Genomic DNA, 14,500 nt, shown 5'->3' with positions numbered 1-14,500 from the left:
TAGCATAAGTCGTATTTAACTACTCATAGCTCTCAATACTTGGGCATGAGCAAATTAAGTTACGGTCGCCGTAGACGTTATCGACGCGATTAACCGTTGGCCAATATTTCATCGTTTTGCTGTAAGGTGATGGGTAGCAGGCGACTTCTCGGCTGTATGCGTGTGTCCATTCAGCACTCATCAAATCGACTTGAGTGTGTGGCGCATTCACCAGAGGGTTGTCCTCTAAAGGCCATTCACCCGCTTGTACTTTGTCAATTTCTAAGCGAATGGAAATCATTGCATCACAGAAGCGGTCTAGCTCTGCCAAATCTTCTGATTCGGTAGGTTCAATCATCAGAGTGCCTGCGACAGGGAATGACATGGTGGGCGCATGGAAACCGTAGTCCATTAAACGCTTAGCTATGTCTTCTTCACTGATGCCAGAGGCTTCCTTGATCGGACGAATGTCGATAATACATTCGTGTGCCACGCGGCCATTATTACCACGATAAAGTACTGGGTAGTGTGGGCGTAAACGTTCCATCACGTAGTTGGCATTCAAAATAGCCACTTCGGTCGCCTTGGTTAAGCCTTCATTACCCATCATGGCGATGTAGGCCCAAGAGATCGGAAGGATAGATGCGCTACCCATGTCTGCGGCCGAAACCGCATAGTTGGAACCATCAATACCGTGTTCCACGTGACCCGGTAAGAAAGCCGCTAAATGGGCTTTCACGCCGATAGGACCCATGCCCGGACCACCGCCCCCGTGAGGGATACAGAAGGTTTTGTGTAGGTTAAGGTGAGACACGTCTGAACCAATAAAACCCGGAGAAGTTAGGCCCACTTGGGCGTTCATATTCGCCCCATCAAGATAAACTTGACCGCCCGCAGCATGCACCATATCGCACACTTCACGTACTTGCTCTTCATACACACCGTGAGTCGATGGATAAGTGATCATGATACATGAGAGGCTTTCTTTATTAGCTTCGATCTTATCCGCAAGATCGCCTAAGTCGATGTTGCCGTTATGGTCACATTTTACCACCACCACTTTCATAGATGCCATGGCTGCCGATGCAGGGTTAGTGCCGTGAGCAGAACTTGGTATCAAACAGACGTTACGCTCATGGTCGCCGCGGCTTTGATGATAGCGCTGAATGGCGATCAAACCAGCATATTCACCAGAAGCGCCTGAGTTGGGCTGCAGTGAAAAGGCATCATAGCCTGTAATGACGCAGAGCTTCTCTTTGAGATCTTCAGCTAATGCAGTGTAACCTGCCGCTTGTTCTTTGGGCACAAATGGATGTAATGAACCAAACTCTGGCCATGTAATGGGTAGCATTTCAGCCGCCGCATTGAGCTTCATGGTACAACTGCCTAGAGGAATCATGCCATGAGTGAGCGAGTAGTCTTTGTTTTCCAGCTTTTTCAAGTAACGCATCATCTGTGTTTCACTGTGGTAAGTGTTGAACACGGGATGAGTTAAATAGCTCGAAGTACGTAGGCAGCCTTCAGGAATGGCTGAATACTCGTTTTCAGCAATACGGCTGGAGAGTTCATAGGCGGAATCAATGGCACCGAACGCGGTCAGTAACGTGTGCACATCTTCAATGGATGTGGTTTCGTCAAAACTGATACCTAAGCGATCATCAAATTTACGTAAGTTAATGTCGAGCGATTGCGCAGTCGCATAAAGGCTTTGCGTGCGGTTACGCGTCATCACTGTAATGGTATCGAAGAAGTGATTGTGCTCTAGTTCGAAACCGGCTTTGGTTAGTCCAGCAGCCAAAATCGCAGTCATATGATGGGTACGACGAGCAATGGTTCTGATGCCTTCAGGACCATGATATACCGCAAAGAAAGAGGCCATGTTGGCGAGTAATGCTTGCGCAGTACAGATATTGGATGTCGCTTTCTCGCGGCGAATATGCTGTTCACGCGTTTGCATCGCCATGCGTAGTGCTTGGTTGCCTTTGGCATCAATAGATACGCCGATAACGCGCCCTGGCATAGTACGTTTATGTTTGTCACGGGTTGCCATAAAGGCTGCGTGTGGGCCACCGTAACCCATTGGGACACCGAAACGTTGTGCTGAGCCAATCACAACATCCGCCCCCATTTCACCCGCTGGTTTTAATAAAGCAGAAGCTAATAAATCGGTTGCCACAGTCACTAACGTTTTGTTGGCTTGTGCTTGAGCGATAATATCAGTGAGGTCAAAAACATCGCCTGTTGTGGTTGGGTATTGCAACAGAGCACCGAAAACATCTGCGCTGGCAAGGTCGTCAATCGCTCCGACAACCACGTCAAAACCTAAAAACTCAGCGCGAGTTTTCACCACTTCGATGGTTTGTGGGTGAACACTGTCTGCGACAAAGAAGCGCTGACTTTTGCTCTTGCCCGCGCGGTGGCAAAGGGCCATAGCTTCCGCCGCCGCAGTGGCTTCGTCTAGAAGCGATGCATTGGCAATGTCCATTCCGGTAAGGTCGATGACCATCTGTTGATAGTTCAATAGTGATTCAAGACGACCTTGGGAAATCTCGGGCTGATAGGGAGTATAAGCGGTGTACCACCCCGGATTCTCTAATACATTACGTAAAATCACGTTTGGCGTGAAGGTGTTGTAATAGCCTTGACCAATAAACGTTCTCTTTACTTGGTTTTGATGAGCAAATCCCTTCAGTGTATGCAGCATATCGGCTTCACTTTGGGCGCTAGTCAATTTGAGCGGTGATTCAAGACGAATCGAGGCTGGCACGGTTTCTTTAATCAATGCTGATAACGATTCAGCATTGATTGTATTGAGCATCTCTTTTTGGTCCTGCTCACTCGGTCCGTTATGACGAGTAACGAACTCGTTGGCTGAGCTTAGGCTATGAAGTAAATCAGTCATGTTTCCTTACCTTCTCAACAACGTTACTGAGGTAGGTCGTTGAAAATAGTGACGTCAAAAACGACCCGAAGTCTCTCCGGGCCATCCACACTAGATGTAAACGACGATGTTATTCGTCGTCTTCATCTTCTTCCTCTTCCAATGAAGCTTCATATTCTGCAGCGCTTTGCAAATCGTTAAGCTCACTTGGATCGGACATTTTTACCGTAACAATCCAACCTGTATCGTAAGGTTCTGAGTTTACAAGCTCTGGACTGTCTTCTAATTCTTCGTTTACTTCGATAACAACACCAGAAACTGGTGCATAAATATCGGAAGCCGCCTTAACGGATTCTACGAGGGAAAAGGTATCGCCCGCATCGATCTCACTGTCAACTTCAGGCAGTTCAACAAACACAACATCACCCAACATTTCTTGGGCATGTTCAGAAATTCCGATCGTTGCCGTACCGTCCCCGTTGTCGCGGACCCATTCATGGCTGTCTGTGAACTTCAGTGTTTTATCCATTACTTAATCTCCAAAAATAAGCTTACCGATATAAAAATGATTCGTTTCGAAACTATGTATACCCAACCCTTTTAAACCTAGCCCAAGACTAAAACGTGTTTTTAGCGGTTGTCACACAGTCTCTCAAAAAGTCGTTAAACTGAAATACTTCAAAATGAGGTTTACTTAGCAAGAAAACCTGCGTACCTAACTGCATGCTCAACCTAAGCATAGGCGCTTCTGACCGAGATAAAGTGACCCTTTTGCGACAGCGATAACATTCATCAGGTTTGCTGTGACACGAACCGTTTGAGCACCAAAAGTAGAACTCACTCGATGGGATACTTCTTCGGCAGTTTGCAACAGATATGCCATGGTGTTTGTGCCACCGATCACTGATTGATTAGAGGAGTTTGTACTGAGATTAAAATGCTTGAGCGGTGTGGTTGTTGAGCAAAATTGGGTCAAAAAAGACAATAAAAGGTAAGAAATGCTATTTAAATACGATGAGTTGGACCGCTCAGTGGTGTAATGAGCTTGATGAGAATAATGCTCAAGACGGCGCACTTTGCATAATGATCCGGAATAAAAAACGGGACGTTGAAACATCTTGGTGAAACGCGTCAAGGCATTTGCACTAATGCGGGGAAGTGAGGGCACTCGTATCGCAAGATGTATTGTGGTTAAGCAATAATTCACCAAAAAACGTCCATATCAACTTGGGCAACTAACTCTATTTGAGGTTTTAAAAACACGCTCAAACCGTTAAATAAAAGTTGTGCCGAAAAATCCATAATCAGTGGGAGAATCCGCTCCCTAACAAGGTGATAACATACTCTGCGTGTGAGAAATGATCAAACAAAAATTTCCTATAGGAAACATAAGGTGCGTATTTGATACATGGCGCACGGAATTATTCTGTGACTTTGCTTTGCTATTACGCACGCTTAATGCAACATTAAGGCAGAAACCAAACAGGAAAGATGACGTGAAGGAAAGCATGCCCGACGAAATTTACGATGAGTATCCATCGATGACCTTAGCTCGTGAAGCGGGCGAGGTTAACCACATAGAACCTTTGCGTTTAGGTGAACGAATTAAAACAATTCGTGGCAACTTGGGATTAACACTGGAAGAGGCCAGTCAACGTACCGGTTTGGCCCGTTCAACATTGAGTAAAATCGAAAACGAGCAAATATCTCCAACGTTCCAAGCAATGCAAAAGTTAGCACATGGTTTGGCTATAGATATGCCTCAACTATTTGAACCACCAAAGAAAATAATTGCGACAGGTAGGCGAGATATCACCAGAAAAGAAGCGGGGAAACCTCATCCAACGCAAACCTATGAACATGAATTACTCGCAACGCAGCTTTCAAATAAGAAAATGATGCCATTTAAAAGCCGTGTGCGAGCACGCTCTTTTGACGAATACCGAGAATGGATTCGTCATGATGGCGAAGAGTTCTTATTGATATTGGAAGGGGAAGTTATGTTTTACACTGAGTTTTATGAACCAGTGCGATTGGCCGCAGGAGACAATGTTTATTACGATGCTAACATGGGGCATATGTTGGTTTCTGTAAGTGATGACGATGCGCTTATCCTTTGGGTTACCGCTAAATAGCCTTCTAATTTCTGCATTTTTTAGTTTCCTATAGTAAAAGCAATCGATTGCTTGCTGTTTATTTAAACTTATTTTATCAGTGGCCTCTCTATGTTGGTCAATGAAGTACCTTTGTTGACCACTTTTCTCTAGTTTTATTCCACCTTTGTCTTATCCTTTCGGTTAAACGTGATCATGATTGGTAGATTTTGCTTGTCTGTAAGCGAAAAAATGAGCATTCTTGTTTACTATAGGAAACTTAACTGGCGGTCTTATTTCTCCAAGTGTTAAAAGTTTGCGATGTTAATCAGCTCTCTTTTGCTAGGTTGAAGACAAAAATGGACTGTGGTTATTTGGGTATACTTAGTCTCGATGTGGCCAAAATGCAGCCCCAACAGGTTGAAAACCGATACGTAGAAGCTTTTTCCGATCCGGTTGGCCTATCATGATAGAAATAAAGAGTCTGATTAAAGGGAGAAAAGAATGACTCAAGCGACAGAAACTCACGACTCACTGCTTCACACGCCACTGCATGCTTTGCATCTTGAAGCTGGGGCTAAAATGGTGCCTTTTGCTGGGTATGACATGCCAGTGCAATACGCGTTAGGAGTTAAAAAAGAGCACCTTCACACACGTGATGCCGCTGGTTTATTTGATGTTTCTCATATGGGGCAATTACGCTTGCATGGTGTTAATGCCGCAAAAGCGTTAGAGGCATTAGTTCCTGTGGATATTCTTGATCTTCCTGAGGGTAAGCAGCGCTATGCGTTTTTTACCAATGAGCAAGGTGGCATTTTAGACGATTTAATGGTTGCGAATTTGGGTTCGCACCTATTTGTGGTCGTCAATGCGGCGTGTAAAGCGCAAGATATTGCTCATATTCAAGCTCATCTCCCAGCCGACGTATCGTTAGAAGTGATTGAAGACCGAGCCTTGTTAGCGCTCCAAGGTCCGAAAGCTGCAGAGGTTTTGGCACGTTTGCAACCGGCTGTGAGCACCATGTCTTTTATGGATATCCAGCAAGTGAATATCGATGGCGTAGAGTGCATTGTCAGCCGCAGTGGTTATACCGGTGAAGATGGTTATGAAATCTCAGTCCCCGCTGCCGAAGCTGCTGCTCTGGCGCGTAAGTTAACCGCCTTTGACGAAGTGGAATGGATTGGCTTGGGAGCACGTGACTCTTTACGTCTCGAATGTGGCTTATGTTTGTATGGTCATGATCTTGATACAACCACTACGCCAGTTGAAGCAAGTTTGCTTTGGGCAATCAGCAAGGTACGCCGTGCCGATGGTGAACGTGCTGGTGGTTTTCCAGGCGATGCCATTATTTTGGATCAAATCACCAATAAATCGGTTGATCGCAAACGTATTGGTCTTGTTGGTGAAACCAAAGCCCCGGTTCGTGAAGGCACTGAACTGTTTTCAGCGCAAGGCGAGCGAATTGGTATCGTGACTAGTGGTACGGCAGGACCTACAGCGGGAGTACCAGTTTCAATGGCGTATGTTGATACTGAATATGCCGATATTGGCACCGCAATTTTGGCAGAAGTGCGAGGCAAAAAGCTTCCCATGACAGTCACCAAAATGCCTTTTGTGCCACAACGTTACTATCGTGGCTAGCGCCGACAGCAGCTACTCATCTAATCTGTATTTTGATTAAAAATAGATCAGCCCCATTGGGGCTGATTTCGTTACAGTGGCGTACATATATTTTCTACCTAGAATCACTATGTATTCAAATCGGTGCCTTGCCTATAAGCGAATACAATCTCGCTGAAACCGCATCTTGAGGTTACTTGGGTATAATGTAAATTGATGTAAAACGGTTTAAGCCAGCTATGTGATTCAGATAATCTCGTTTTTATAAAAAAGCTAGGTTCTCGTTATGAAATCCATTTCGTTTTTCGCCCTTTTATTTCTCTCGACCATTTCTGCTTATGCGGCTGATGTATCGACTTATATTGTCAATGGTACATCGACCACTGTGTCAACGTATCCAGCCTTTGTGAATCTTTTTTATTATCGAGAAAGCATCACTGGTTATACTTATGGTATGTACTGTGGTGGTACTATGCTCGACTCTTCACACGTACTGACTGCCGCACACTGTGTTACCGATGAGGATAGCGAGCCCAACGAGTCTTACTTGCTTTATACCGTGGTAGCTCAAGTGGATAACCTATCTAATTTTCCAAGTAACGCCACCTATGTACGGGCAAAATCCTTTTATTATCCAGATGATTACCAATATTCATCAACCAACTTATGGCCCAATGATATCGCGATCATTGAGCTTGAGTCGGAATTGAACGTGTCCGGTTCAAGCACCTTGCCTGATGATGATACCTATCGACTCGGCAGTGATGGAACCGATGATGATGACAATGACTATAGTTTTACAGCTGTCGGGCATGGCAAAACGTCAACGAGCAGCAGTGTCAGTGATGAACTGTTAGAAACCTCGATGGATTATGTGCCTAATGATACTTGCTCAGGTGATCTCGCGAATATCAATGATTCACAGCTCTGTTTTAAAGGCAGTGAAACCGATACGACCACCAACTTGAGCAACGGGATCTGTTCGGGAGACTCTGGTGGCCCGATTTATACTGACTATACAGGCAGCTTAGTTCAGGTGGGGATCACCAGTTTTGGTCCTAGTACTTGTGGCTCAGCCATTGGCAGCTCAGGTGTCGATGCGGTATTTACGGAAGTTTATGATTATGAAGATTGGATTCAAGAAGTGATTGATGGCGAGGTGACGGCTAAATATACCGCTACGGATGAAGAGCGTGAAGCCTATTCAGAAAGTAGTTCAAGCTCGAGTTCATCTTCAAGTTCTTCATCGAGTAATGTTTCCACAGCGTCTTCATCTTCCGGTGGTGGAAGTGTGACATGGTATGGAATCCTTTTCCTTGTTGTGGTCGCTCGGTGGCGTAGGAATTGAACAGAGTTTAACTGGCTTGGCTCAACGGCAAAGGAGGATAACAAATTTGGTTTCGTCCTCTCTGTTTTGCCTGATAAAGAAGAGTATCGGCCTGCTTTAGACACTCCTGCCACTGTCCATCAAAACAACATAGGCCTCCTGAGATAGTAACTTGAGGCCCTGTTGTATAATACTCCACATCGCTTCTGATTCGTTGCACTATAGACAGTGCATCGCCAAGACTCTCCACATTTAAAATCACCACGAATTCTTCGCCTCCGATACGAAATGCATAGTCTGTATTACGTACTCGATTTTTCATCATGTGGGAGACATGTTTTATCACGTTATCCCCAATATCATGACCATAGGCATCGTTTACCTGTTTGAAATGGTCGATATCGAACATACATATCCAGTAATGCTGTTGTGTTGATATTTGTTCAACTATTTTGGTGAGATAGTGGCGATTATATAGGCCAGATAAAGAGTCGCAGTATGTCATCTGAGTCAGTTTTGCTCGACTTTTGCGCATACGATATACGTAGACACTGATTGCTACCAGTGCACTACCAAGAAACAATATGAGATAAAAATAGGGTGGTACTAATTCGTTATTATCAATTACGCGCAATAAGAATAGGGTTCGGTTTTCGGGTAAGTGAACTTTACGATAGGAGATGCTTCGCGTTTCATATTCTAATAGTCCTGTCGGCCTTTGGGTTGCTTGTAAGTCATACCATGCGCGTGGATAGAGTGAAACAAACGGTTTTCCTTGCGTAACAGGGCCAAAGGTGCTCATTACCGCATTGCTTTGATCGTCTAATACAAGGGTGTTAGGTGCTTGATAATTGGCAAATTTAGATAAGTTGAGCGTTATCGATAGAGAACCTATTTGCTGCTTATCGTGATAAATAGGGTAGTTATGCGTTGGATAGTTCGGGTTCCACCGCTGGTATGGAGAAGCGCTGTTGATTGGTTTTTTGGTTGTTTTTGCCGAAGGTTTATCGACAAGATGTATGGCAATATTCTGAATAAGGTCTTGGGATGCTAGAAATGATTCGCGTAACTCATTAAAAGGTTTCGGATTTTTTTGATATGACTGCGCGATGTCGGTTTTACTTATCGATGATAGTAGCCTCAATATTTTGTCATGGATAAGGTAGGTGTGCTCTAACACTATTAATTGTTTAGCAAACGCATCTTCTCGTCCTGACTTAATATAGCTCATTGGAGTATTGACTAAAAACACAATACATAACGCCAAGAAAAGGCACTTTAACTCCAATGATGATGAAGATAACTCTGGTGTATTAGTGATGTAGGGTTGATTAAGAATCATGATGAAACACTTCCTTATGTCTCATCGATTCTATTGAGATTTGTTTTTAATTAAGAGGGTAACTTTATGAATATTTGATGAAATTTATATTGTTGTGTTTGGGCTATCACTTGAGAGTGTGTAATGGCTTGCACTAGCGAGGGAAAGCGGTTTAGAAAGCCAGTAGCCTTGTAAGTATGACGCCCCCATACGTTGAAACTTCTTATACATTTCGCTGTTTTCGATACCTTCGATAACGACAGCAATCGATTTTTGCTGGCACATGCGAATGATGAACTCCAAATAATTGTTCAAATCATCATTTTCCATGGTTTTACACGCCATAGTACGGTCGATCTTTATTTGATTAATAGGCAAATCAAAGAAGCTATTGATTGAACTAAAACCTGTACCAAAATCATCTAATGCAAGCTGAAATCCCATATCGCTAAGGCAGCGTAATTGTTGCAGTGCATTTTTATTGCCATCGAGAATAACGGTTTCGGTCAACTCCAACACGATAGAGTGGGAGGGAATGCCTGCTTCGTCTGCAATGGCTTTAATTTGCTCTGGGAAAGAGCGATCAAGCAGTTGCAATACGGACACATTCACGTTAACTCGTGTCGTCACTTGGTTGTTGATGTTGTATTGACTAATGAATTCACACGCTTTGGCGAAAACTTGGTAACCCAATTCCCCAATGAGCCCTTTTTTCTCGGCAACGGGAATAAATTCATCTGGGTATATTTCACCAAATTCTTGGGTGCGCCAACGAACAAGCGCTTCAAAACTTGCAACAGCTCCAGTTTCTGATTTGACGATCGGTTGGAATTTGACATTGAGTGAGCGGCGATTGAGCGCTTCTTTTAGACCGCGCTCAATAAAGAAAAAACGGTCTACTTTGTATCCTGTTTTGCCGCTGTAAATCTCGACTTTCGATTTGTTCTGCTCTGAAGCAAATTGGCATGTGCGTGACGCAATATTGATGATTTGCTCTGCATTAACATCTTCACTGAAGTTCGGATAAACACCAATACTCATGTGGTCACCGTATAGATGCCCGTCTTCCTTCATAGAACTTAAGTATTTAGAGTAAATATTACAACACATGGTCATCAGTTCATCTTGACTGAATTCTCCTGAAAGAAGCACGGCAAAATCGTCTGATCTGACGCGATAGCATTCAGTCAGGTGATTAGGAATCGCTTGTACGGCTGACATCAAGTGATGAATCAAATGCTGTGCGACTTCCACACCATACTGGTTGAGATAAGAGCGAATGTCCTCAATTTGAAAGTAGATTAAGGTTGTATGAACAGCTTCTTTCTGAGCTAGCTCAATATCTGTAATCAATTTGACTCGGTTAGACATGCCTGACGCATTGTCGTAGAAAGCAGCCTGACGTAGGTAAGACTCCATCAGTTTTTGATCAGAAATATCGCGGTGACGACCAATATAGAAACCATCGCAATGATTTGATTTGGAAATAACGCTCGCTTCCACCCAAGTGTATTGACCATTAGTTTTACGCATCCGAAACTCATTTTTACGATGGGTATCTTGAGATTCAGAAATCAACATGTGATGTTTGATTCTTTGGCGCAGTGGCTCACGATCCAGTGGGTGGATCAGATTGAACCAATCGTCGAGTGTAATCGTTGAACTATTGATACCAAACTGAGAGTAGAATTCAGGGGTATACAGTGTAATTGTTTGGCTATTGTCCATGTGGAATAACCCTTCAGAAACAATATCCAAAAATTGCACTAAGCGCTGATAATGGGTCACATCAGCTAGCTCGTATTTTAGATCACTCTCGTCATTATTCACTGATACGTTCAACTACTTAATTACTCATCATTAGGGAATATAAAAACGTTTCTTCTATCATCAGGTTTGTCAATAAGATTAGCATATCACAGTATAGTAGAGTGATTAATCTAATTTGATTACCCACTAAGGGTATTTATCAGGATTAGGCAACATAAACAGCTCCCTTGTATACCCAAATGACCTCAAGATGCAGACTTCAGAGCTTCATCAACGAGCACAGGTCAAGCTCAATGACGGAAGGAATGGTTATTCCCTTTCAACGTCATTGGGCGCAGAAATGGGCTTGTTGATGAGCTCCCAAGGGGCGAGTTGTATTCGCTCCTATGCTGCGTTACCGATTTTCTACGTAGAATCACTATGTATTCAAATCGGTGCCTTGCCTATAAGCGAATACATTCTCGCTGAAACCGCATCTTGAGGTTACTTGGGTATAATAGCAATATTGTTAATAAAACAGCCAACCTATGGTGCATAATTACAAAAACAGAGTCAATGACGATATTTATCGAGTTGATCTCATTAGTGTGGGTTGCACTGTTATTTGGGTGCATATTGACGACAACGTTTGCCTAGTTAGGCATTATGTAGAAAGAGCTTAGGCGTCATTCTATGTGATAAATCAATCATAAAAAAGAGCAGCTAAGGCTGCTCTACAAAATTATCGGTCCCAATAGGCTTCTTCAAGGCTATCTTCACGCTCTGGCAGCGCTTTCGAAAGACGAGGTGAGTGCTGAGTAAGAACTTCATAGCTCACTCGGTTTGCATAACGACACACCTGTGATAATGACGAGTAGGTCAAAAATGGGTGTTGATGTTTAGCCGAATTAGGTACGTTCTTTGCGTGATAGCTGTTGGCTGCCATATCGTGTAGGAGTGCCGATAGTGCACCATCACCAGCGCCATTGGTATTTTTGATTTTTAACGGGCCACCTAAGTACGGGCCAATGTGTGAGTACACTTTTTTGGGTTCAGCACACACCTGTTTGCGCATTGCGCGGCTAAATTCAAATTTATTGAATTCAGGTATGTTACCAGGCAGTAATGGTGATTCGGTTTCTCGCTTAGCATCTTCGTCTACATAGCCAGCCATATACAGACCGATAGGTCCGGCTGTACAGAGTACCAAATCAACCCAATCTAGAGCTTTGTCTGCGGCCACTAATGGATCTGCATGGCCTGTTAAAGCCAAACCTTCATCTTCATTCATAGCCAAGACAGATACGTTGTCTTTTAGGTATTCTTGCCACCACTCAGCACGACCTTCAATGACGTATTTTGTGCCCAGTGTTAATACAACAGGCACATTGTATTCTTTGGCAAGGTTCACAGCGCGTTGAACGGCGCTTGGCATAGGATCGGTAGGTTTACCACGCATTAAGTAAGATGAAATCACCAGTGCAGACGCTTTTTCGAAGATAGACTCGGGAATGCTCTCTGGGTGCAATTGATTCATCTGACCTTCGTTGATTGCAAAGGTACGTTCGCCATCTTCTGAAATAAGGGTATAACAGCGGCCAATTGGCCCATCTACCGTTTGCAGATAGTTCATATTGACGCGCGAAGACGTTAAGCAGAGATAGCGATACGCATAAGACCCCACTTCGATATTCTTTGACATTACACCGAGCAATACAGACTTACTGTCAGCTAACACAGAATAGTTGTGTAAGGTGTTGCCAATGGTGTCACCCGGATATTGGTGAGTGATAAGATCTCGTTCGACCAACTCTGCATACAGCGCATCTGCTTTCGATTCCTCAAGTACGAGAGAGTGACCTTTACTGAGTTGGTATTTTTCCAAAAACTCAGAGTCGACACGAGCTTCGATGTCCACGATGGTTTGTCCAATCCCTATGATGGTTGGATTATAAAGCGCTTGCGTCTGCTGCATTTGCTTAAGGAGTGGATCTCGATTTTGTGTCGGGAAATAGTGTTTAGATTTGCGTTGTCCGGGAAACTTCATGTTGCGAATGCGGTTAAAAATTTTCGCGGATAATATCACAAAATTTTCAGCGAAGTTGCACTTTTATTAAGGGGATTTCCAAAGGACAGGGAAGAGCTTGCAATAAAAGAGGGTGTACCATCTTACCGGACAACCTCTTTATCGCAACCTTTGTGCTGGGTGTTCTTAATGTTGGTGATGGATAACGCTATTTCGTCTCACCAGTGTACACATTGTAAGCTTTAGTACCCCAGAGTGGTACTGTCGATAGGCTGTGTTTAAAGCTGCCCGACGTCTCTTTTGTTGAGTAAGATATGTACATAAGTGTTTGGTTTTTTACATCAAAAATACGGCGAATTTTCATCGACTTAAAGAAAATACTTTTTGATTTTTTAAATACGATTTCACCAGATTCAGATTTATCGACGTTCGCAATCATTTCTGGAGTAATCTCACCAGTTTGACGACAGGCAATGGAAGAGTCTGAAGGATCAGACAAGCTGAGATTAGCTTCAATACTGGCGACATGGCAAGTTACCCCGGGAACGTCAGGGTCGGTTAGTGTATTGATTTTAATATCTTTGGTGGTGAAAATGCCTAAACTTACATCGCCGACTTCCGAATTGTCACAACCGCTAAGCAACAGGCCAAGCAAAGCAACGCTAAGTGTTCTTTTTAACATCATTCTTATTCCGTGATAACTGATGCTTCATCATAGCAGCTCAATTTCAGTGCGCCAAAATTATCCCGTGGATATTGTCACTGTTCCGCTTGAACCTGCATCTTAAGGTCACATGGGATAAACCACTTGTGACAACTAGATATGAACAGTATCCTCATATCACGAGGGTATCCTTCAATACCCATAATAATTACGAGGTGTGATTCCTAATCATCATGACGGCAGTGTTATTTGTCGAATGGTTTGATAGTGAAGTAACACCTCGCTCGAAATGAAGCAATACTATGACTCAAGTAACCCCTAGAGTATTCCAAGTGAAAAATAGTTGGCTATGGCAACAAGTCGACGTTAAATTTCCTACGGTAGAAAGCCTGCGTGGACGCGATTGTTATCAAGCGCTACTCGCCGATCGAGAAGTCGTGTCATTGACGCTTGGTGACGCTGTCACTGATGGCCAGCTAGAAGGCGTATTTTTAGTAGACTTTCACCGTCTGACGGTGATGTTTGCGGTGTTGCAATCGACTCTTGTGCAAGATGAGTCGGCGCAAAGTGATCTAGTAGAATTTTTTACACAAATTATCTATTCCGAACCATGCTCGCTTTACTTGGGGTTTGCCGATAGTGTCCCTGTTGCCGCCGCGTTAGTCACCAAAGAGAATAATGAGGTGCTAGTTTCTGATGTCGTGGTCAAAACCAATCTTCTTTATCCATCTTGTGCTGACTTTATTCAAGCCGTAGTACAAAAAAGTGGCGTGGTACAAACCGATGCGCACATTTGGTTAGAGCAACCTATCGGTAAGTCTCTTTTGGGGTAGTGTATTT

Annotated in this window: 12 protein-coding genes; 5 read left to right on the top strand and 7 right to left on the bottom strand. The window is 43.6% G+C overall.

Features of this window, described 5'->3' with window-relative positions; all coding sequences use genetic code 11:
* Positions 1 to 19 precede the first annotated feature (19 nt).
* From gcvP to JCM16456_RS23925, 3 genes are all read right to left on the bottom strand, one after another.
* The gene (gene gcvP / locus JCM16456_RS21530) at positions 20 to 2,881 is read right to left on the bottom strand and encodes an aminomethyl-transferring glycine dehydrogenase (RefSeq protein WP_068718337.1); all 2,862 of its coding nucleotides are present in this window, start codon (positions 2,879 to 2,881) and stop codon (positions 20 to 22) included.
* A gap of 109 nt (positions 2,882 to 2,990) precedes the next feature.
* Complete coding sequence (gene gcvH / locus JCM16456_RS21525; RefSeq protein WP_068718335.1) at positions 2,991 to 3,389, bottom strand: glycine cleavage system protein GcvH; 399 nt, start codon at positions 3,387 to 3,389, stop codon at positions 2,991 to 2,993.
* A gap of 198 nt (positions 3,390 to 3,587) precedes the next feature.
* Entirely contained in the window at positions 3,588 to 3,743 is a 156-nt protein-coding gene (locus tag JCM16456_RS23925) for a hypothetical protein (protein ID WP_156430622.1), read from the bottom strand.
* A 625-nt stretch (positions 3,744 to 4,368) separates the two neighbouring features.
* Here JCM16456_RS23925 and JCM16456_RS21515 point away from each other — a divergent pair.
* The 3 genes from JCM16456_RS21515 to JCM16456_RS21505 all read left to right on the top strand — a co-directional run bounded on the left by JCM16456_RS21515 (position 4,369) and on the right by JCM16456_RS21505 (position 7,921).
* On the top strand, positions 4,369 to 4,995 hold the full coding sequence (locus JCM16456_RS21515; RefSeq protein WP_068718331.1) for a helix-turn-helix domain-containing protein: 627 nt from the start codon (positions 4,369 to 4,371) through the stop codon (positions 4,993 to 4,995).
* Between the two features lie 462 nt (positions 4,996 to 5,457).
* Positions 5,458 to 6,594 carry a glycine cleavage system aminomethyltransferase GcvT gene (gene gcvT / locus JCM16456_RS21510; protein ID WP_068718329.1) on the top strand — a complete coding sequence of 379 codons (1,137 nt, stop codon included), beginning with the start codon at positions 5,458 to 5,460 and terminating at the stop codon, positions 6,592 to 6,594.
* A 265-nt stretch (positions 6,595 to 6,859) separates the two neighbouring features.
* Positions 6,860 to 7,921 carry a S1 family peptidase gene (locus JCM16456_RS21505; protein WP_068718327.1) on the top strand — a complete coding sequence of 354 codons (1,062 nt, stop codon included), beginning with the start codon at positions 6,860 to 6,862 and terminating at the stop codon, positions 7,919 to 7,921.
* Between the two features lie 7 nt (positions 7,922 to 7,928).
* Here JCM16456_RS21505 and JCM16456_RS21500 read toward each other — a convergent pair whose 3' ends face one another.
* Together JCM16456_RS21500 and JCM16456_RS21495 are read right to left on the bottom strand one after the other, a co-directional pair.
* Entirely contained in the window at positions 7,929 to 9,242 is a 1,314-nt protein-coding gene (locus JCM16456_RS21500; protein ID WP_068718325.1) for a sensor domain-containing diguanylate cyclase, read from the bottom strand.
* 84 nt (positions 9,243 to 9,326) lie between these two features.
* Entirely contained in the window at positions 9,327 to 11,063 is a 1,737-nt protein-coding gene (locus JCM16456_RS21495) for an EAL domain-containing protein (protein WP_068718323.1), read from the bottom strand.
* 178 nt (positions 11,064 to 11,241) lie between these two features.
* Here JCM16456_RS21495 and JCM16456_RS23920 point away from each other — a divergent pair, with 178 nt between their 5' ends.
* A complete protein-coding gene (locus JCM16456_RS23920) occupies positions 11,242 to 11,472 on the top strand; it encodes a hypothetical protein (RefSeq protein WP_156430621.1) in 231 nt (76 codons plus the stop codon).
* A 240-nt stretch (positions 11,473 to 11,712) separates the two neighbouring features.
* On the opposite strand, the gene JCM16456_RS21490 is transcribed toward JCM16456_RS23920, so the two are convergent.
* On the bottom strand, positions 11,713 to 13,017 hold the full coding sequence (locus tag JCM16456_RS21490) for an inosine/guanosine kinase (RefSeq protein WP_068719116.1): 1,305 nt from the start codon (positions 13,015 to 13,017) through the stop codon (positions 11,713 to 11,715).
* A 187-nt stretch (positions 13,018 to 13,204) separates the two neighbouring features.
* Complete coding sequence (locus JCM16456_RS21485; protein WP_068719114.1) at positions 13,205 to 13,678, bottom strand: CreA family protein; 474 nt, start codon at positions 13,676 to 13,678, stop codon at positions 13,205 to 13,207.
* Between the two features lie 284 nt (positions 13,679 to 13,962).
* On the opposite strand from JCM16456_RS21485, the gene JCM16456_RS21480 reads away from it, so the two are divergent.
* On the top strand, positions 13,963 to 14,493 hold the full coding sequence (locus JCM16456_RS21480; RefSeq protein WP_068718321.1) for a hypothetical protein: 531 nt from the start codon (positions 13,963 to 13,965) through the stop codon (positions 14,491 to 14,493).
* The last annotated feature ends 7 nt before the right edge of the window (positions 14,494 to 14,500 follow it).

Origin of the sequence: Vibrio tritonius, assembly GCF_001547935.1 — a bacterium.
GTDB lineage: Bacteria > Pseudomonadota > Gammaproteobacteria > Enterobacterales > Vibrionaceae > Vibrio > Vibrio tritonius.
The sequence above is the reverse complement of the archived record's forward strand: the minus strand, read 5'-3'. Positions and strand labels throughout refer to the sequence as shown.

Bases quoted from the DNA above. Each gene is read 5' to 3' on its own strand.
- gcvP (WP_068718337.1), bottom strand. From the start codon at position 2,881: ATGACTGATTTACTTCATAGCCTAAGCTCAGCCAACGAGTTCGTTACT.
- gcvH (WP_068718335.1), bottom strand. From the start codon at position 3,389: ATGGATAAAACACTGAAGTTCACAGACAGCCATGAATGGGTCCGCGAC.
- JCM16456_RS23925 (WP_156430622.1), bottom strand. From the start codon at position 3,743: ATGGCATATCTGTTGCAAACTGCCGAAGAAGTATCCCATCGAGTGAGT.
- JCM16456_RS21515 (WP_068718331.1), top strand. From the start codon at position 4,369: ATGCCCGACGAAATTTACGATGAGTATCCATCGATGACCTTAGCTCGT.
- gcvT (WP_068718329.1), top strand. From the start codon at position 5,458: ATGACTCAAGCGACAGAAACTCACGACTCACTGCTTCACACGCCACTG.
- JCM16456_RS21505 (WP_068718327.1), top strand. From the start codon at position 6,860: ATGAAATCCATTTCGTTTTTCGCCCTTTTATTTCTCTCGACCATTTCT.
- JCM16456_RS21500 (WP_068718325.1), bottom strand. From the start codon at position 9,242: ATGATTCTTAATCAACCCTACATCACTAATACACCAGAGTTATCTTCA.
- JCM16456_RS23920 (WP_156430621.1), top strand. From the start codon at position 11,242: ATGCAGACTTCAGAGCTTCATCAACGAGCACAGGTCAAGCTCAATGAC.
- JCM16456_RS21490 (WP_068719116.1), bottom strand. From the start codon at position 13,017: ATGAAGTTTCCCGGACAACGCAAATCTAAACACTATTTCCCGACACAA.
- JCM16456_RS21485 (WP_068719114.1), bottom strand. From the start codon at position 13,678: ATGTTAAAAAGAACACTTAGCGTTGCTTTGCTTGGCCTGTTGCTTAGC.
- JCM16456_RS21480 (WP_068718321.1), top strand. From the start codon at position 13,963: ATGACTCAAGTAACCCCTAGAGTATTCCAAGTGAAAAATAGTTGGCTA.